Annotated in this window: 20 protein-coding genes and 1 pseudogene; 12 read left to right on the top strand and 9 right to left on the bottom strand. The window is 69.9% G+C overall.

The annotated features are described in order from the left end of the window. Positions 1 to 20: 20 nt before the first annotated feature. A complete protein-coding gene (locus ACFY1L_RS09455) occupies positions 21 to 269 on the bottom strand; it encodes a hypothetical protein (RefSeq protein ID WP_388820558.1) in 249 nt (82 codons plus the stop codon). Continuing rightward, a complete protein-coding gene (gene mca / locus ACFY1L_RS09450) occupies positions 262 to 1122 on the bottom strand; it encodes a mycothiol conjugate amidase Mca (RefSeq protein ID WP_388821168.1) in 861 nt (286 codons plus the stop codon). The genes ACFY1L_RS09455 and mca overlap by 8 nt, the downstream gene beginning before the upstream one ends. Positions 1123 to 1255: 133 nt before the next feature. Between mca and ACFY1L_RS09445 the strand changes: the two genes are divergently transcribed. Both ACFY1L_RS09445 and greA read left to right on the top strand, forming a co-directional pair. Beyond that, positions 1256 to 1654 carry a DUF4307 domain-containing protein gene (locus ACFY1L_RS09445; RefSeq protein WP_388820555.1) on the top strand — a complete coding sequence of 133 codons (399 nt, stop codon included), beginning with the start codon at positions 1256 to 1258 and terminating at the stop codon, positions 1652 to 1654. 174 nt (positions 1655 to 1828) lie between these two features. Further along, positions 1829 to 2329, top strand: coding sequence for a transcription elongation factor GreA (greA, locus tag ACFY1L_RS09440; protein WP_388820552.1), 501 nt, complete (start codon positions 1829 to 1831; stop codon positions 2327 to 2329). Positions 2330 to 2404: 75 nt separating this feature from the next. Here the strand turns inward: greA and ACFY1L_RS09435 are convergent, their stop codons facing one another. The 3 genes from ACFY1L_RS09435 to ilvA form a co-directional block, all read right to left on the bottom strand. Then, positions 2405 to 3250 carry an ABC transporter permease gene (locus ACFY1L_RS09435; RefSeq protein ID WP_388820549.1) on the bottom strand — a complete coding sequence of 282 codons (846 nt, stop codon included), beginning with the start codon at positions 3248 to 3250 and terminating at the stop codon, positions 2405 to 2407. Then, positions 3247 to 4263, bottom strand: coding sequence for an ATP-binding cassette domain-containing protein (locus ACFY1L_RS09430; RefSeq protein ID WP_388820546.1), 1017 nt, complete (start codon positions 4261 to 4263; stop codon positions 3247 to 3249). The genes ACFY1L_RS09435 and ACFY1L_RS09430 overlap by 4 nt, the downstream gene beginning before the upstream one ends. A 154-nt stretch (positions 4264 to 4417) precedes the next feature. Then, on the bottom strand, positions 4418 to 5647 hold the full coding sequence (ilvA, locus tag ACFY1L_RS09425) for a threonine ammonia-lyase (protein WP_388820543.1): 1230 nt from the start codon (positions 5645 to 5647) through the stop codon (positions 4418 to 4420). 166 nt (positions 5648 to 5813) lie between these two features. Between ilvA and ACFY1L_RS09420 the strand changes: the two genes are divergently transcribed. From ACFY1L_RS09420 to ACFY1L_RS09410, 3 genes are all read left to right on the top strand, one after another. Continuing rightward, positions 5814 to 6320: a MarR family transcriptional regulator gene (locus tag ACFY1L_RS09420; protein ID WP_361266245.1), complete on the top strand. Its 507-nt coding sequence runs from the start codon at positions 5814 to 5816 to the stop codon at positions 6318 to 6320. A gap of 168 nt (positions 6321 to 6488) precedes the next feature. Then, a complete protein-coding gene (locus ACFY1L_RS09415; protein WP_388820540.1) occupies positions 6489 to 6992 on the top strand; it encodes a sigma factor-like helix-turn-helix DNA-binding protein in 504 nt (167 codons plus the stop codon). A gap of 31 nt (positions 6993 to 7023) precedes the next feature. Then, positions 7024 to 7272, top strand: a complete 249-nt coding sequence (locus tag ACFY1L_RS09410; RefSeq protein WP_388820537.1) for a hypothetical protein — start codon at positions 7024 to 7026, stop codon at positions 7270 to 7272. 12 nt (positions 7273 to 7284) lie between these two features. Here the strand turns inward: ACFY1L_RS09410 and ACFY1L_RS09405 are convergent, their stop codons facing one another. After that, positions 7285 to 8439 carry a cystathionine gamma-synthase gene (locus ACFY1L_RS09405; RefSeq protein ID WP_388820534.1) on the bottom strand — a complete coding sequence of 385 codons (1155 nt, stop codon included), beginning with the start codon at positions 8437 to 8439 and terminating at the stop codon, positions 7285 to 7287. Positions 8440 to 8615: 176 nt separating this feature from the next. Here ACFY1L_RS09405 and ACFY1L_RS09400 point away from each other — a divergent pair, with 176 nt between their 5' ends. The 5 genes from ACFY1L_RS09400 (at position 8616) to ACFY1L_RS09380 (ending at position 13224) form a co-directional block, all read left to right on the top strand. Beyond that, a complete protein-coding gene (locus ACFY1L_RS09400) occupies positions 8616 to 9734 on the top strand; it encodes a hypothetical protein (RefSeq protein ID WP_388820531.1) in 1119 nt (372 codons plus the stop codon). 176 nt (positions 9735 to 9910) lie between these two features. Next, positions 9911 to 10504 carry a DUF4291 domain-containing protein gene (locus ACFY1L_RS09395; protein WP_388820529.1) on the top strand — a complete coding sequence of 198 codons (594 nt, stop codon included), beginning with the start codon at positions 9911 to 9913 and terminating at the stop codon, positions 10502 to 10504. A 487-nt stretch (positions 10505 to 10991) separates the two neighbouring features. Then, positions 10992 to 11333, top strand: coding sequence for a hypothetical protein (locus ACFY1L_RS09390; protein ID WP_388820527.1), 342 nt, complete (start codon positions 10992 to 10994; stop codon positions 11331 to 11333). A gap of 8 nt (positions 11334 to 11341) precedes the next feature. Beyond that, positions 11342 to 12454 (top strand): serine hydrolase domain-containing protein, encoded by a 1113-nt coding sequence (locus tag ACFY1L_RS09385; protein WP_388820524.1) that lies wholly within the window; start codon positions 11342 to 11344, stop codon positions 12452 to 12454. After that, on the top strand, positions 12451 to 13224 hold the full coding sequence (locus ACFY1L_RS09380) for a hypothetical protein (protein ID WP_388820522.1): 774 nt from the start codon (positions 12451 to 12453) through the stop codon (positions 13222 to 13224). Before ACFY1L_RS09385 ends, ACFY1L_RS09380 begins: the two co-directional genes overlap by 4 nt. Here ACFY1L_RS09380 and ACFY1L_RS09375 read toward each other — a convergent pair whose 3' ends face one another. Further along, a complete protein-coding gene (locus tag ACFY1L_RS09375; RefSeq protein WP_388820519.1) occupies positions 13225 to 13608 on the bottom strand; it encodes a VOC family protein in 384 nt (127 codons plus the stop codon). Between the two features lie 120 nt (positions 13609 to 13728). Here ACFY1L_RS09375 and ACFY1L_RS09370 point away from each other — a divergent pair. Continuing rightward, positions 13729 to 14031: pseudogene (locus ACFY1L_RS09370) on the top strand (iron chelate uptake ABC transporter family permease subunit); the annotation flags it as partial. A gap of 84 nt (positions 14032 to 14115) precedes the next feature. Here the strand turns inward: ACFY1L_RS09370 and ACFY1L_RS09365 are convergent. Further along, positions 14116 to 15156 carry an NAD(P)-dependent alcohol dehydrogenase gene (locus tag ACFY1L_RS09365; RefSeq protein ID WP_388820516.1) on the bottom strand — a complete coding sequence of 347 codons (1041 nt, stop codon included), beginning with the start codon at positions 15154 to 15156 and terminating at the stop codon, positions 14116 to 14118. A 182-nt stretch (positions 15157 to 15338) separates the two neighbouring features. On the opposite strand from ACFY1L_RS09365, the gene ACFY1L_RS09360 reads away from it, so the two are divergent. Then, on the top strand, positions 15339 to 16250 hold the full coding sequence (locus tag ACFY1L_RS09360; protein WP_388820513.1) for a helix-turn-helix domain-containing protein: 912 nt from the start codon (positions 15339 to 15341) through the stop codon (positions 16248 to 16250). Between the two features lie 16 nt (positions 16251 to 16266). Here the strand turns inward: ACFY1L_RS09360 and ACFY1L_RS09355 are convergent, their stop codons facing one another. Further along, positions 16267 to 16779, bottom strand: a complete 513-nt coding sequence (locus tag ACFY1L_RS09355) for a hypothetical protein (RefSeq protein ID WP_388820510.1) — start codon at positions 16777 to 16779, stop codon at positions 16267 to 16269.

The raw sequence follows: 16779 nt of genomic DNA, 5'->3' as shown, positions 1-16779 counted from the left end.
ACCCCCCTCTGCCCGCGCTGTCAGCCCTGCTGGGCCTTGGAGTCGGTCGTCGGCTCCGAGGCCTCGGCCTTCGGGTCGGCCGGCTCCTTGAACTCCACCCGGTTCATGTGCCGGTTCATGGACTTCATCAGTGCCCACACCGCCAGGGCCATCGCCGCGAAGACGATGAAGCCGAGGACGCCGGGGGTGACCTTGTTCTCGTCCACCTCCTTGGCGAGGGGGACGAGGTTCGTCAGTGCCAGGCTCACGCTTGCGCTCATGTCAGGCATTGTCGCGGATGCCCGCGAAGAGGTCGTCCTCGGGGAGGGAGGTGTCCACGAGCGACTTCGCGAGCTCGTACTCCTCCGTCGGCCAGACCTCCTTCTGGATCTCCATCGGGACCTTGAACCAGCCGCCGTCGGGGTCGATCTGCGTGGCGTGCGCGATCAGCGCCTTGTCGCGGATCTCGAAGAACTCGGCGCAGGGGATGTGCGTGGTCAGCGTGCGCTCCGTGCGCTCGAACTCGCTCCAGCGCTTGAGCCAGTCCCCGTACGGGGACTCCATGCCGCGCTCGAGCAGCGCGTTGTGCAGCGCCTCGGTGCGCGGGCGGTTGAAGCCCTGGTTGTAGTAGAGCTTGAGCGGCTGGTACGCCGCGCCGAACTCCGACTCGGGGTACTTCTCGGTGTCCGCCGCGCCCTCGAACGCCACCATCGAGATCTTGTGGGTCATGATGTGGTCGGGGTGCGGGTAGCCGCCGTTCTCGTCGTAGGTGGTGATCACCTGGGGACGGAAGGAGCGGATCTGCTTCACCAGCTCGCCGGCCGCCTTGTCGACGTCCTCCAGGGCGAAGCAGCCCTCGGGCAGCGGCGGCAGCGGGTCGCCCTCGGGCAGGCCCGAGTCGACGAAGCCGAGCCACTCCTGCTTGACCCCGAGGATCTCGCGAGCCTCGTCCATCTCCTTCTTGCGTACCTCGTGGATGTGCTCCTCGATGTACTTGTCGCCCTGCAGCTTCGGATTGAGGATGGAGCCGCGCTCCCCGCCCGTGCAGGTCACGACCAGCACGTCCACCCCCTCGGACACGTACTTCGCCATGGTGGCCGCGCCCTTGCTCGACTCGTCGTCGGGGTGCGCGTGCACGGCCATCAGTCGCAGCTGGTCAGTCAAGACTCAATCCTCAGTAAGTCGGCGCCCGGTGTGAACCGGCGCGATCGGCGCTTCTATAGTGACCGAATCGGAGGGTGAAAAATTCCGGGCCCCGGTTTCCGAGAGGACGATCATGAGTACGGCGAGCACGCGGCTGCCCGAGGGCCGCTACGGCCGCTCCTCGGACGAGCGTGCCGACCGCAAGCTCAAGATCGCCGGAGCGGTCCTCGGGGCGGCACTGCTCGCCCTGGTCGGCTACTTCGCCTACCACTACGTCGGCCAGAACAAGATCAGCGGTGAAGTGATCACGTTCGAGCCGCACAAGAACTCGGTCTCGGTCCATCTGGAGGTCCGCAAGGACTCCGGCGCGTCCGGCTACTGCACCGTGCGGTCCCAGGCGGAGGACGGGTCCGAGGTGGGCCGGGCCGACTTCCGCTTCGACGGCAGCACCACGCGGATCGACAAGGTCGTCACGCTCCGTACGACGTCCCCGGGCACCACGGCCGAGCTGCTCGGCTGTCACGCCGACTGACACAGAGCCTTCCCCGGATACGTAGGCCCTGACCTGCGTTGACGCAATTCTGATGGCTTATGTCCTCCCCCTTCAGCCGCTGAATTGTTAGGCTCGTGGTTTCGCCCATCCGTGAAGGAACATTCTTCTGGGTAGGGCGATGCTTTGTATTCCCAGTACCTACGAGGAGCACCTGTGACCCAGACCAGCGAGAACGTCACCTGGCTGACCCAGGAGGCGTACAACCAGCTCAAGGCCGAGCTGGAGTACCTGTCTGGTCCTGCGCGCACGGAGATCGCCGCCAAGATCGCGGCCGCGCGCGAGGAGGGCGACCTGCGTGAGAACGGCGGGTACCACGCGGCCAAGGAAGAGCAGGGCAAGCAGGAGCTCCGTGTGCGCCAGCTGACCCAGCTCCTGGAGAACGCCAAGGTGGGCGAGGCGCCGGTGTCGGCGGACGGCGCGGTGGCGCCCGGCATGGTCGTGACGATCGCCTTCGACGGCGACGAGGACGACACGATGACCTTCCTGCTCGCCTCGCGCGAGTACGCGAGCTCCGACATCGAGACCTACTCGCCGCAGTCGCCGCTCGGCTCCGGCGTGATCGGCCACAAGGTCGGCGAGGACGCGGAGTACGAGCTGCCGAACGGCAAGAAGGCCTCCGTGAAGATCCTCAAGGCCGAGCCCTACACCGGCTGACCCCTGCCGGCCGGCCGCTCCCGGCCGGCACGCCCTTGGCGAGCCCCCGGCGTCCGCGAGACGCCGGGGGCCTCGTCATGCGGCTGCCGAGCGGTACTTCCGTACCGCCAGGGTCCGGAAGATGACGATGATCAGGACCGAGTAGATCAGCGAGGCCCACACCGGGTGCGCCATCGGCCAGGCGTCCGAGGGCGAGACACCGGGGTTGCCGAAGAGCTTGCGGCAGGCCTGGACGGTCGCGCTGAACGGATTCCACTCGGCTATGTGCCGAAGCCATGGGGTCATGCGGCTGGAGTCCACGAACGCGTTCGAGATGAACGTGACCGGGAAGAGCCAGATCAGCCCGCCCGAGGTGGCTGCCTCGGGGGTGCGCACGGACAGGCCGATCACCGCTCCGATCCAGGTGAAGGCGTACCCGGTCAGAAGCAGCAGGCCGAAGGCACCGAGCACCTCGCCGATGCTGGTGTGGGTGCGCCAACCGACCAGCAGGGCGACCATGGCCAGCACGAACAGCGTGAGTGCCGTCTGCACCAGGTCGGCGAGCGTACGCCCGGTCAGCACCGCACCGCGCGCCATGGGCAGCGAGCGGAAGCGGTCGATGAGCCCCTTGTGCATGTCGTCGGCGATACCGGCGCCGGCGCCCGCTGTGGCGAAGGTGACGGTCTGGGCGAAGATGCCGGCCATCAGGAACTCCCGGTAGACCGAGGAGTCCGTGGTGCCCCCGATGTTCATGGAACCGCCGAACACATAGCTGAACAGCACCACGAACATGATCGGCTGGATGAGGCCGAAGATGACCATCTCGGGGATCCGGGACATCCGGATCAGATTGCGTTTCGCGACGACCAGGGAGTCCCTGATCCCTTGGCTGATCGCGTTGCCGGGCGGCGCGATGCGTACGGCGTCGGTGACGGCGCTCACTTGGCGGCCTCCTTCTTCTGCCGGCGGTCCTTGGCGGCCGCGTCCGTGCTCTCGCCGTTCTCCTCGGGCTTCACCTCGGCCACATGTCCGGTCAGGGACAGGAACACGTCGTCGAGGGTCGGGCGGCGCAGGCCGATGTCGTCTATCTCGATGCCGCGGACGTCCAGTTCGCGGATGACCTCGGCGAGCAGCTTCGCGCCGCCGGTGACGGGCACGGTGAGCTGGCGGGTGTGCTGCTCGACGGTGACGTCGCCCTTGCCGAAGCCGCCGAGGACCTCACGGGCGGTCGGGATGTGCTCGCGCTCGTGCACCACGACCTCGACGCGCTCGCCGCCGGTGCGGGCCTTGAGCTGGTCGGAGGTGCCGCGGGCGATGACCCGGCCGTGGTCGACGACCGCTATGTCGTGCGCGAGGTGGTCGGCCTCTTCCAGGTACTGGGTGGTCAGCAGCAGGGTCGTACCGCCGGAGACGAGTCGCTTGATGACCTCCCACAGCAGCTGGCGGTTGCGCGGGTCGAGGCCGGTGGTCGGCTCGTCCATGAACATCACGGGCGGCGAGACCACCAGTGCGGCCGCGAGGTCGAGCCGGCGACGCATGCCTCCGGAGTAGGTCTTGGTGGGGCGGTCGGCGGCGTCCGTGAGGTCGAACTGGGCCAGCAGCTCCTCGGCCCGGGCCTTCGCGGCCCTGGCCTTCATCTGGTAGAGCTGGCCGACCATCTGGAGGTTCTCGCGGCCGGTCAGGTATTCGTCGACCGCGGCGAACTGGCCGGACAGGCCTATGGAGCGGCGCACCTCGTTGGGCTGCTTGAGCACGTCGAGGCCCGCGACCTCCGCGCGGCCGCTGTCGGGCTTCAGCAGGGTCGTCAGACAGCGGACTGTGGTCGTCTTGCCCGCGCCGTTCGGCCCCAGCAGGCCCAGCACGGTGCCCTCGGGGACATCGAGGTCGACGCCGTCCAGAGCCTTTACGTCACCGAAGGTTTTCACCAGGCCTTCGGCATAGATGGCGCCTGGCATGTGAGTCTCCACGTCGTCGGGGATTCTTCGGAAAGCCTAGATTTTGTACATTTCATGCCGCCTGACAAGTGGCGGCAGGCAGATCGGCGAGACTGACCATAACGCGATGTATCGCGTCTCTCAACGGATTTTCCCGATCGGACCGCTCGGCGCCTCAGTCGATGACCGTGTAGCCCGCCTCGCGCAGGGCTCGGCCGACCTCGGCGCAGTGCTCCGGCCCCTTCGTCTCCAGGTGCAGCTCGACCTCCGCCTCAGTGAGCCCGAGCCGGGGATCGGTCCGTACGTGACTCACATCGAGGACGTTAGCGTCCACCACTGACAACACCCCGAGAAGTGTGGCGAGGGCGCCCGGCCGATCCGTCAGCCGCAGCCGTACGGCCAGGTAGCGGCCCTGCGCGGACATGCCGTGCCGCAGGACGCGCTGCATCAGCAGCGGATCGACGTTCCCGCCGGAGAGCACCGCCACCACCGGCCCGTCGAAGGCTCCCGGATCGCTCAGCAGTGCCGCCACCGGGCTCGCGCCGGCCGGCTCGACGACCAGCTTGGCCCGCTCCAGACACAGCAGCAGCGCGGTCGCCAGCTCGTCCTCGGAGACCGTACGCACCTCGTCCACGAGTTCGCCGATGATCCCGAACGGCACGTCGCCGGGCCGCCCCACCTTGATGCCGTCGGCCATGGTCGCCGGGTTCTCGATCGACACCGGGCGCCCGGCCGTGAGCGAGGGCGGATACGCCGCCGCCCCCTCCGCCTGTACGCCCACGATCCGCACGTCCGGCCTGAGCGCCTTGACCGCGACCGCGATGCCGGCCGCGAGACCTCCGCCGCCGATGCCGACGACGATCGTGCGCACCTCCGGGCACTGCTCCAGGATCTCCAGGCCGACCGTGCCCTGGCCCGCGATGATGTCGGGGTGGTCGAAGGGGTGGATGAACACCGCGCCGCTCTCGGCCGCGTACGCCTGCGCGGCGGCCAGCGTCTCGTCGACCACCTGCCCGTGCAGACGCACCTCGGCGCCGTACTCGCGCGTGGCGCTGATCTTCGGCAGCGGGGCGCCCTTCGGCATGAACACCGTCGCCCGCACGCCGAGCAGCGACGACGCGAGGGCGACGCCCTGCGCGTGGTTGCCGGCGCTCGCGGCGACGACCCCGGCGGCCCGCTCCTCGGGCAGCAGTCCGGCGATACGGACGTACGCGCCGCGCAGCTTGAACGAACCCGTCCGCTGGAGGTTCTCGCACTTGAAGTGGACCGGCGCGCCCACCAGCTGGGTCAGGTGCCTGCTGCCCTCCATCGCCGTCACCCGTGCCACGCCCGAGAGCATCTTCTGGGCGCCCCGGACGTCGTCCAGGGTCACGGGCCGAAAGGAGTCAGCCGTGCTGTAGCTCATGACTCAAGCATCGCAGTTCACAGGCGCACACGGCCGCTGTGACCAACGTCCGAGACTGGTTTCCGCAGCGCCGGTACGGCCCGCCCCCCGGCCGCGTACTCTGTCCCCCATTCCAGACAGCCCCCCTTCATGAAGTGAGCCTCCGGCCATGCCCACAACACCTGAAATGTCGATGGACATGACGACCGTCGGTGACACCGGTCTCCTCGACACGCTGCAGCACGAGGTGGCGGTCTTCGCCCGCCGTGCCGAACAGACCCGGCTCGGCGGGGTCGGCCAGGTGCGCAACTCCATGGACCGCGCCGCATACCTGCTGCTCAACCGCCTGGACAAGGAAGGCCCGATGGGCGTCAAGGCGCTCGCGGCCAGCATGGGCATCGACTCGTCGACGGTCACCCGGCAGGTGGCTCCGCTCGTCGACACCGGGCTCGTCAAGCGCACCTCGCACCCGGAGGACGGGCGTGCCGTGGTGCTCCAGCTGTCGCCGCGCGGCCAGTCCCGCCTGGAGGAAGTGCGCTCCTCCAGGCGCCAGTTGATGGCCGAGCTGACGCACGACTGGGCGCCGGAGGAGCGCGAGGCGTTCTGCACGCTCCTCACGCGCTTCAACACCGCGCTGTCCTCCCGGATGGCGGCGCAGGGGATGCCTGGGCCGGAGGTGCAGTCCCCGTCGTAGACACGCACGCGTGCGTGCTCGCCGGGATCTTGCGCGCGCGTGCCGCCCGGCTCTTGACCGAAGGGCCATCGCGGGCCTCATATGAGATCGGGTCCTCGTCGTACGCGGTTCAAATTCCGTACGCGGCCGGGGTCCCGGTTCCTCAGGGCGCGTCAGGCGGGAGGCGCGGTGCGACAGCGGCAGGTGTCACAAGGCGCCCGCCGGGCCCGGGAGTTCGAGGCGTTCGTCGCGGGCGCGGCAGGGCGGCTGCTGCATGCCGCCACGCTGCTCACCGCGGAGGCACCGGACGACAACCCGCGCGCGCGTCGCCTGCTGTCGCTCGCTCTCGCGCACACGTACGCGTGCTGGGGCCGGCTGCGTGGCGAGGACCCCTACGACCGCACCCGCCAGTACCTGGCCACCCGCTTCGCCCGCGCGGCCTGGCACCAGTACGGCGGTTTCGGCCGGGGTCGCCCCCACCCCGGCAGTCCACTGGCCCGGCTGTCACCGCAGGAGCGCCTGATCCTGGTCCTCAGGCTGTACGAGGGAGTCGCCGAGGAGCAGACCGCGGCGCTGCTCGGCCTGCCGACGGAACGTGTCCACACGATCTGCGACCGGGCGACGGCGACGCTGCTGCATCCGCCGCGAAACCCGGCACCGGCGGTGACGCCGGCGAAGGTGGTGCCGTCATGAGGCGCGTCCGTGAGAGCAGAGGGAGGCGTACATGAACCGGCTCGAACGGGAGGCCGCGGCGCGGCAGATCATGGAGCGGGTGCCGCCGCCGGTGCCGCCCGAGCTGTACGCGGAGGTCATGCGCCGCGGCGCCCGCATGCTGCGCCGCAGGGTGCTCGCCCGCCGTCTGCTCCTGCTGCTGATGTGCGCCGCGGCCGTGGCGTTCCTGGTGTGGGCCATGATGGCCCGCCCCTGGGTGGAGCCGCCCTCGCAGACGACTCCCCCGTACACGGGCTGGTGAGCACGCGGCCGACTAGCCGAGCGCCTGCTGCAGGTCCTCCAGGAGGTCGTCGACGTTCTCGATGCCCACGGAGAGGCGCACGAGGTCGGCCGGCACTTCCAGGGCCGAGCCCGCGGCGGACGCATGCGTCATGCGGCCGGGGTGCTCGATCAGGGACTCGACGCCGCCCAGGGACTCGCCGAGCGTGAACACCTTGGCGCGGTTGCAGACCTCGACGGCCGCCTCCTCGCCGCCCTCGACCTGGAACGAGACCATGCCGCCGAACGCCTTCATCTGCTTGGCGGCGACCTCGTGGCCGGGGTGCTCGGGCAGACCGGGGTACAGAACGCGCGTCACGCGTGCGTGCCGGGTGAGCATGTCGGCGACCTTGGTGGCGTTCTCGCTGTGCCGGTCCATGCGCACCGACAGCGTCTTCGTGCCGCGCAGCACCAGCCAGGAGTCGAAGGGCCCGGCGACCGCACCCATCGCGTTCTGGTGGTACGCCAGCTCCTCGCCCAGGTCCCGGTCGCTCACCACCAGCGCGCCGCCGACGACGTCCGAGTGGCCGCCCATGTACTTCGTCAGGGAGTGCACGACGACGTCCGCGCCGAGCGCCAGCGGCTGCTGCAGGTACGGCGTGGCGAAGGTGTTGTCCACGACGAGCTTCGCGCCCGCGTCCCGGGCGATCTGGGCGACCGCGGCGATGTCGGTGATGCCGAGCAGCGGGTTGGAGGGGGTCTCCACCCACACGGCCTTGGTCTTGGGGGTGATGGCGGCCCGTACGGCGGACGGATTGCTGGTGTCGGCGACCGACCACTCCACCCCCCACCGGGAGACGACCTTCGCGAACAGACGGAACGTACCGCCGTACGCGTCGTTGGGGATGACCACGTGGTCGCCGGGGCTGAGCAGCGTACGCAACAGGCAGTCCTCGGCCGCCAGTCCGGACGCGAACGCAAGGCCGCGGCGGCCGCCCTCGAGGGCGGCGAGGTTCTCTTCCAGGGCGGTCCTGGTGGGGTTGGCGCTACGGCTGTACTCGTAGCCCCCGCGCAGACCGCCGACGCCGTCCTGCTTGTAGGTCGAGACCTGGTAGATCGGCGGGACGACCGCGCCGGTGAGGGGATCGGCGGTGTTGCCCGCGTGGATCGCGAGGGTCTCGAAGTGCTGACTGATGTGCCTGTCGCTCATGGGCACCGAGGGTAGTGCGCTCGCGGGGCGCGCGCCGGACGGCGAGGCGCTCAAGGCAGCAATGCCGGGTTTTCCCTCGGTTCCGACGCAGGTGCACGGCGCATGGGCCCCGGAGTCTTCCACAGGTCGGGAGACCGGGTTGGCCAATTGTCACAGGCGTCTGGAACGCTTGAGGCATGGAATTTCTCTGGGTCCTGATCGCGATCGTCATGCTGGGCTTCGTGCTGCTCCCGGTCATGCGGCGCAGGCGGGGCATGATCGAGCAGGTCCCGGCCGGCCACCCGGACGCCGCCGACCCCGCGAACTACGGATTCGTGCGGGAGGAGGAGCTGGACGTCCGCATGCCCGGCCCCGACCAGGACCTCCTCGACGTCCTGGACCTGGTGCAGCGCACGCAGGACTACCGCGCGGCCTCGCAGCTGTTGGCGGGCACGGAGGCGGAGGGCGAGCTGCGCTGGCAGCGGGTGCAGGCCTTCGCGGGCGCCGCCTCGCTGGAGCTGCAGCAGCGGCCGGGCGGGGTCAGCGAGACGCCGGGCGGGCAGTGGCTGCGGGTGTGGCGGGCCGAGCAGCCCAAGGACGCGGGCGGCGCGGCGGTGCATGCGGAGTTCCTGGCCCAGCAGGCGTGGCGGACGTCGACGCGGGGCACGGACGAGTTCCGGATCATCATGGAGGAGGCGAGGGCGGCGTGCGGTGACGCGGCGCTGCTCGCCCCCGGCGACCCGGTCCCGTACATCGTCGAGCTCTCGGTGGCCCGCGGACTGGCGTACCCGCAGCCGGAGTTCGAGGAGCTGTGGCTGAAGATCCTGGACCGCGACCCGAAGCACATGGGCGCCCACCTGGCGGCGCTGCACTACTGGTGCGAGAAGTGGCACGGCTCGCGGGAGCTGGCGTACTCCTTCGCGGAGGCGGCGGCCGCGAGAGCCCCCCAGGGCTCGCTCCTGGCAGCCATGCCCCTGTTCGCGGTCTTCGAGCACCTCCCCGAGGTGAACCTGGTCAGCAGCTTCTACCAGAGCGAGGTCGTGACGAAGGCGATCCACGGCGCGCTGCACGCCGTGCACTCGGCGCGCCCCGACGACCCGATGCTGGCGCACGTACGGCACCTGCTGGTGTTCTTCCTGGTCCGCGCCGAGCGCTGGTCCGAGGCCATGAACCAGCTCATACACATCGACGGCCACATCGGCGCCCTCCCCTGGACCCTCTCACCGGACCCGGCGGCGGAGTTCGCGGTCTACCGCGCCCTGGCGGTGGCGGGCTACGAGGCGAACGGCGGCAGCCCGGCGACACTGCCGCACTGACCGTACGGGGGCCGGCTAAATCCTGGCCGGCCTCCACACGTTGACCTGGGCGAACCCCAGGACCCTCTCTTCTGCGGAACCGCGGCACCGGCAATGCGCGCGGTGCCCCGCCGGCGCGGCGAGCGACAGTCGAAAATCAGTGGCCCCCTGAACCGGCCGACTCCACGCTGTACGCCATGGAAGAACCGCAACGCAGGATCCGTGCGGCCCACTCGGAATCCACGATCACCGTCTACCAGGCGTACGCCCCCGAAATCGGCCTGCCCGCTGTTCGCGACGGCCGTTTCCCCGCCGCGTGGAAGCGGGACAGGATGACGTGGATCAAACCGTCGTTCCTGTGGATGATGTACCGCTGCGGCTGGGGCGCCAAGGAAGGGCAGGAGACCGTTCTCGCCGTCGAGATCACCCGGGAGGGCTTCGAGTGGGCGCTGCGCCACGCCTGCCTGTCGAGCTACACCCGCGGGGTCCACCCCGACCGCGCCACCTGGCAGCGGCAGCTGAAACGCGCGCCCGCCCGCGTGCAGTGGGACCCGGAGCGGGACCTGCACCTGCAACCCATGCCGTACCGGTCCCTGCAACTCGGCCTCTCCGCTGAGGCCACACGACGCTACGCCGACGAGTGGACAGTCGCCATCCGCGACGTGACCCCACTCGCGCACGAGATCCACTCCCTCGTCAGCGGTGGGGACCTGGACTCCGCCGCCCAACTGCTGCCCCAGGAACACCCCTACCCCACTGGAGACGAGCTTCTTGCCCACCTACACGGATGACGGGCAGCTCCACCCGGCAGCCGGCTCCGGCCCATGGGTCACATGGCAGCGCAGGCTCGCAGGCACTGGCGTGTCCTGTCCGATCGGTGTGGCGAAGGCCGAAGGCTGAGGTCACCGGGTGGGCTTCGGAACGTACGCGCGCAGAGTCCGTGACGAGCGGTTGCCGCTCGCGCAACGACACGCGGCACTGAGGTGTGCCGTCGGGCACTACTGTCCGCTCGGCTTCAACGCGACCTGGGCGTATCTCGCCGCGACAGCGTGCCCCACTCCCGATCTGCGCAGGGACCCTGCGGCCCTGCTGCGCGCGCTGGAAACATTGGAGGAGAGCCGAGCAGTTCACCTGAAGGCGGTGGATGACTTCGCTGCCCGCCGCCGGATGGAGAAGGCAGACGGCCGGCGCACTCCGCGGACCTCGGACACGGCCGCTCTACGCGGACCCCACTGGCCGAGTGCAACGGCCCCCTCCCGACTGGGGTTGATCGCCGCCGTGGCCAACCGACACTCGGCGTTCCAGCGCCTCCCGTACCCCGACGAGACGCTCTCGTCCGACGTCCAAGTGCGACAACTCGCCGACCTGCACGCACAGCTCGACGCCTGCGCCGCTTCGTACCTCAAGGCCCTCGGCCATCTCGACGCACCGGCAGCAGAGCAACTGGTCAACACCGTCCATGGCATCCGCAGCCATACCCGGCCGGGCTACTCGCCTCTGAACATGTACCTGCTCCCGTGGCTACGCTTCGCAGACCTCCTCGCCTACGCCGGGCACGAACTGCTCCGCCACCCGCGCGGTCAGGAATTCGGTTGCCTGCCGTCCGCCGATGCGCGCTAATGCCACCCATGGCTGACATTCAGGGCTCGTACGACGACCTGTTCACCGCGGTGCCGGGCGCGCTGGCCGCGTTGCTGGACGCCGGAGATGCCGGCGGCTCGGTCGCGGTCTTCGTGGACGGTGAGCCGGTCGTGGACGTGTGGGGCGGGTTCGTTGACGCCGGGCGAACCGTCCCCTGGCAGCGGGACACGGTCGTCAACGTCTATTCCGTCACCAAGACGATGACGGCGCTGTGCGCGCTGGTCCTCGCCGACCGCGGTGAGCTCGACCTGGACGCGCCGGTCGCCCGTTACTGGCCCGAGTTCGCCGCGGCGGGGAAGGAGGCGGTGCTGGTACGGCATCTGCTCTCGCACACCGCCGGCCTTCCCGACTGGGACGGGCCCGTCGAAGAGATCTACGACTGGGCGTCCGCCACGGCGCGGCTCGTCGCGCAGGCTCCGCAGTGGGAGCCGGGCAGCGCGGCCGGATATCACTCGCTCACTCAGGGGTTCCTCGTGGGCGAGGTCGTCTGGCGGGTCAGTGGCCGCAGCGTGGGGGAGTTCTTCGCCGACGAGATCGCCGGGCCGTTGGGCGCCGACTTCCACATCGGGCTGGGCCCCGAGCACGATCACCGGGTGGCGCTCACCGTCCCGCCGCCGGGGCGGGACGAGGACTACACCGCGAGCGCGCCCGGCCGCGGCACTGCACCCACCGCCGGGACGGCGCTCAGCGTCCGCGACGGCAACAGCGTGGCCTGGCGCCGCGCCCAGATACCCGCGGCGAGCGGCTTCGGCAACGCCCGCTCGGTCGCCCTCGTGCAGTCGGTGATGGCCTGCGGAGGCACCACGAACGGGGTGTCGCTTCTGTCGCAGGCAGGTGTCGACCGTGCGTGGGTGGAGCAGTTCAGTGGTGAGGACCGTGTCCTGGGCATGCCCGTGCGCTGGGGGCTCGGCTACGGGCTCTTCGGCAGCACGTACGGGTGGGGCGGCTGGGGCGGCTCGCTCGTCATGATCGAACCCGCCGCCCGGCTGGTGGTGGCGTACGTGACGAACCAGATGCGCGAACCCGCCGAGGACACAAGGGGGTTGGAGATCGTGATGTCCGCCTACGACGGGATCACGGGCATGGGGTTGCGGGCGTGAGCACACACAGATCCGGTACGCGCACCTTCCTCGTCGGCGGCGGATGGGACGCGGAGGCCGCGCGCACCGTCTACGAGCCGTTCCTGCGCGCCGCCGGAGAATCCGCCGGTACCACTGAGACCGCCGCCGCGCCCCGCATCGGGTGCGTGGTGGTCGACGAGGGCGACGGGGCCGAGCAGTTCGCCCGGTACGAGGGGGTGCTGCGAAAGGTCGCCGACTGCGCCCCCGTACCCCTGCTCGTGCCGCTCGGCGGGCGGTTCGAGCTCGGTGCCCTGCAGGGGCTGGACGGCCTCCTGGTCTGCGGTGGGCTGACGCCCGCGTACGAGGAGGCGTTCGCCGGATGTCTGGACCAACTGCCGTCCGCGCTGGCCGAGTTCGGCATTCCGTACGCCGGTTTCTCCGCGGGTGCCGCGGTCGCCGCGCGACACGCCGTCGTCGGCGGATGGCTCGACGACGGCGTTCCCGTGTGCCACGAGGACACCGCCGAAGACCTGGAGGAGATCGCCGTGAGGGACGGGTTCGGGCTCGTGCCTTTCGCCGTGGACGTGCATGCCGCGCAGTGGGGGACGCTGCCGCGGCTGATCGCCGCGGTCACCAGGAAGGGGCTGGCGCACGGCGTCGCCGTCGACGAGAACACCGTGGTCGAGGTCGCTCCGGACGGACGCGCCCGGGTCTCGGGGCTCGGGCGCGCGCATTCCGTACGGCCGTCGGCCGACGGGGGCGTTCTCCTACGGTCCTACGGAGCCGGTGAGTTCATCCCCACCGACTGATCAACTCCCGCTGCCGTACGGCCTGGTAAGGATCTCCAGGTTGTGGCCGTTGGGGTCGTCGAAGTACGTGCCCCGGCCGCCGTCGTTGTGGTTTATCTCGCCGGTGCGGTGGTGGTACGGGTCCGCCCAGTAGGTCAGGCCGGCGTCCTGGATGCGCGCGAAGATGACGTCGAAGTCGTCCTCGGACACCAGGAACGCATAGTGCTGCGGCTTGATCTCGCCGGATGTCTCGATGTAGTCGAGGGTCACGCCGTTCGGGATCTCGACCGGGATGAACGGGCCGAACTCCGGACTCACTTCGAGGCCCAGGATGTCGGCCAGGAACCGGGCCGACGCCTTCCTGTCGTGCGCGGCGACGATGGTGTGGTTCAGCTGCACGGTCATCGTGTGGAACCTCCTCCTTCTTCACCATACTCCGACTCAACCTAAGGTAAGCCTTGCCTTAGCAAATGGTCGGAGCAGTCGTGCGCGCAGTGGTGGCAATGAAGGCCGTTGTGGCCGCGGGTGTTGTCGGAGGGATGCTGGCCGGGTGCTCCTCGGCGGACGGCGGTGACTCGGGATCCGGAACGGCGGACGGCTCGCGCAACCAGGTTGCGGCCGCTCGCGCTCGACCCCGACACCGCGGCCGCCCTCGGCGTGCGGGTGGACCGGCGGCTCACCCGTACACCCCAACTTCCGCTGCTCAACTCCGCGTTGACCGGGGCGGCCATTCTCGTCGCCGCCGATCTCGCCGCCCGTACGCTCCTGCCCCCGCTGGAGATCCCGGTCGGCGCGCTCATCTCGCTGGTCGGGGGGCCGTATCTGCTGTGGCTGCTGGGACGGCGCACAGCCGTACGCCGAGGGGCCCCGACGCGACATCGTCGGGGCCCCTCGGGCACGGGTCGGGTCAGGTCAGATGGTCGCCGTGTCGATCACGAAGCGGTAGCGGACGTCGCTCGAGAGCACCCGCTCGTACGCCTCGTTGATCTCGTCCGCGCGGATCAGCTCGATCTCCGCGCCGAAGCCGTGCTCGGCGCAGAAGTCCAGCATCTCCTGGGTCTCCTGGATGCCGCCGATGCCGGAGCCGGCGAGGGTCTTGCGGCCGCCGATCACCGAGAACAGGTTGAGCTTGACGGGCTCCTCGGGGGCGCCGACGTTCACGAAGGCGCCGTCCGTCTTGAGCAGGGACAGGAAGGCGTCCAGGTTCAGCGGGGCCGAGACCGTGGACAGGATCAGGTCGAAGGTGCCCTTCAGGTCCTGGAAGGTCTGCTCGTCGCTGGTCGCGTAGTAGTGGTCGGCGCCCAGCTTCAGGCCGTCGTCCTTCTTGCGCAGGGACTGCGAGAGCACCGTGACCTCGGCGCCGAGCGCGTGCGCGATCTTGACGCCCATGTGGCCGAGGCCGCCCATGCCGAGGATCGCGACCTTCTTGCCGGGGCCGGCGTTCCAGTGGCGCAGCGGGGAGTACGTGGTGATGCCGGCGCAGAGGAGCGGTGCGGCCTCATCGAGAGACAGACCGTCCGGGATACGGACGACGAAGTTCTCGTCGACGACGATCTTCTCCGAGTAGCCGCCGTAGGTGGGCTCACCGCTCTTGTCGAGGGCGTTGTACGTGCCGACGCTGCCGCCGGTGCAGTACTGCTCCAGACCGGCCTTGCAGTTGTCGCACTCGCGGCAGGAGTCGACCAGGCAGCCGACGCCCACGCGGTCGCCGACCTGGTACTTGGTCACGCCCGTGCCGACCTCGGAGACGATGCCCGCGATCTCGTGGCCCGGGACCATCGGGAAGATGGCCTCGCCCCAGCCCTCGCTGGCCTGGTGGATGTCGGAGTGGCAGATGCCGGCGAACTTGATGTCGATCAGGACGTCGAACTCACCCACCGGGCGGCGCTCGATGGTGGTGCGCTCCAGCGGCGCCTTGGCGGCGGGGGCGGCGTACGCAGCAACAGTGGTCATGCCGAGGGGTCTCCTAGCAGTAATGACGCGCCCGGCTGCCTTCTGATCTTCGTTCCGACCGGGCTGGTGTTCAGCATGCCGGACAGCTCACGGGTCACCCAGTCCCCACCTCTGCGTACGTCCGCCGTGCCTACCACTGGCGGGGTCAGGATGGTGTGCGTACGACCGTGAATACTGGACGTATGGACGAACAGCCCGATGCCGTACAGAGGGCCGGCGGCGCTCTGGACCGGCGTGCCGAGCTCAGCGAGTTCCTGCGCACCCGGCGGGCCCGGCTGAAGCCGGAGGACGTCGGGCTGCCCGACTTCGGCCGGCACCGGCGGGTGCCGGGGCTGCGCCGCGAGGAGCTGGCGCAGCTGGCGGGCGTCTCGGTGGCGTACTACACCCGGCTGGAACAGGGCAACGGGCGGAACGTGTCGGCGGAGGTCCTCGACTCGATCGCCCGGGCGCTGCGGCTGACGGACGCCGAGCACGCGCACCTCACGCACCTGGCGAAGCCGAAGCAGCACAAGAAGAAGCCGGCCGGGCGGGCGCAGCAGGTGCGGGGTGCGCTGCGGCAGCTGCTGGACACGATGGACGGGGTGCCCGCATACATCTCGGGGCGGCGCTCGGACATCCTCGCCTGGAACCCGATGGCCGCGGCCGTCTTCGGCGACTGGGGTGAGCTGCCGGCGCAGGAGCGGAACTGGGCGCGGCTGGTGTTCCTGAAGCCGGAGTACCGCGACCTGTTCGTGGAGTGGGACGAGAAGGCCTCCGACATCGTCGCGTTCCTTCGCATGGACGCCGGCTGCTATCCGGACGACCCGCGGCTGTCCGCGCTGGTCGGTGAACTCTCCGTGAAGAGCGAGGAGTTCAGGCGGCTGTGGGCCACGCACGACGTCAAGGAGAAGAGCTACGGCGTCAAGCATCTGCGCCATCCGCTGGTCGGCGACCTGACCCTCAACTTCGAGGCGTTCCGTCTCGCCGACGACGACGGCCAGGCCCTGACCACGTACCACGCGGAGCCGGGCTCCCCGTCGGCGGAGGCCCTGCGGCTGCTGGCGAGCTGGGGCGCGGACGCGACACAGGCGGGGGCGGCGGCACCCAAGGGATGACCGTCCCCGGATGTGATCAGTCCGCGACGCCCAGGTCCTCCCGCATCAGCCGCCGCATCGCGGACAGCCGGGGTTCGGCCTCCTTCAGGTCGAGCAGGGCCTGGTCCGCGCTCTCGCCGTCCGGGGCGAGCCCCCGGTCGAGGCGCTTGAGCTCGGCGTCGATACCGGCGAGGACGGTGTTCAGCATCCGCGAGGCCTCCAGGATCCGCTCGGGCACCACCATCTGCGCCTCCGCGTACCTGTCCCGGTAGTCGCGGCGGGCCTCCTCGAGCTGATCGCGCTCCTGCTCGGTGTAGACGCCGTCGCGCAGGCGGTGCAGGGCGTCCTTGAGGAGTGTGTGGAACTGCCGCGAGGCCCGGTTCATGTGGGTGTACGCGGTCCGCCGCTCCTCGAACTGCCGCCTGCGCTCGGCGAGTTCGGCCTCGTCCGCCCTCTGCCGGGCGGTGAGCCGCTGGCTGAGGACGGGGGCGAAGAGGGTGCCCAGGACACCGACGACGGCGGTGATCATGGCGGTCACGGCGGCGGTCAT

The organism is Streptomyces sp. NPDC001663 (assembly GCF_042893105.1).
Taxonomy (GTDB): Bacteria; Actinomycetota; Actinomycetes; order Streptomycetales; family Streptomycetaceae; genus Streptomyces.
This window is presented reverse-complemented; position numbering and strand designations above follow the sequence as displayed.

Excerpts from the sequence above, each read along its gene's own strand:
- ACFY1L_RS09410 (WP_388820537.1), top strand. The coding sequence starts at position 7,024 with ATGAACCGGCTCGAACGGGAGGCCGCGGCGCGGCAGATCATGGAGCGG.
- ACFY1L_RS09405 (WP_388820534.1), bottom strand. The coding sequence starts at position 8,439 with ATGAGCGACAGGCACATCAGTCAGCACTTCGAGACCCTCGCGATCCAC.
- ACFY1L_RS09375 (WP_388820519.1), bottom strand. The coding sequence starts at position 13,608 with ATGACCGTGCAGCTGAACCACACCATCGTCGCCGCGCACGACAGGAAG.
- ilvA (WP_388820543.1), bottom strand. The coding sequence starts at position 5,647 with ATGAGCTACAGCACGGCTGACTCCTTTCGGCCCGTGACCCTGGACGAC.
- ACFY1L_RS09400 (WP_388820531.1), top strand. The coding sequence starts at position 8,616 with ATGGAATTTCTCTGGGTCCTGATCGCGATCGTCATGCTGGGCTTCGTG.
- ACFY1L_RS09430 (WP_388820546.1), bottom strand. The coding sequence starts at position 4,263 with ATGCCAGGCGCCATCTATGCCGAAGGCCTGGTGAAAACCTTCGGTGAC.
- ACFY1L_RS09395 (WP_388820529.1), top strand. The coding sequence starts at position 9,911 with ATGGAAGAACCGCAACGCAGGATCCGTGCGGCCCACTCGGAATCCACG.
- ACFY1L_RS09355 (WP_388820510.1), bottom strand. The coding sequence starts at position 16,779 with ATGACCGCCGCCGTGACCGCCATGATCACCGCCGTCGTCGGTGTCCTG.
- ACFY1L_RS09365 (WP_388820516.1), bottom strand. The coding sequence starts at position 15,156 with ATGACCACTGTTGCTGCGTACGCCGCCCCCGCCGCCAAGGCGCCGCTG.
- ACFY1L_RS09360 (WP_388820513.1), top strand. The coding sequence starts at position 15,339 with ATGGACGAACAGCCCGATGCCGTACAGAGGGCCGGCGGCGCTCTGGAC.
- mca (WP_388821168.1), bottom strand. The coding sequence starts at position 1,122 with ATGGCCGTGCACGCGCACCCCGACGACGAGTCGAGCAAGGGCGCGGCC.
- ACFY1L_RS09385 (WP_388820524.1), top strand. The coding sequence starts at position 11,342 with ATGGCTGACATTCAGGGCTCGTACGACGACCTGTTCACCGCGGTGCCG.
- ACFY1L_RS09420 (WP_361266245.1), top strand. The coding sequence starts at position 5,814 with ATGTCGATGGACATGACGACCGTCGGTGACACCGGTCTCCTCGACACG.
- ACFY1L_RS09445 (WP_388820555.1), top strand. The coding sequence starts at position 1,256 with ATGAGTACGGCGAGCACGCGGCTGCCCGAGGGCCGCTACGGCCGCTCC.
- ACFY1L_RS09455 (WP_388820558.1), bottom strand. The coding sequence starts at position 269 with ATGCCTGACATGAGCGCAAGCGTGAGCCTGGCACTGACGAACCTCGTC.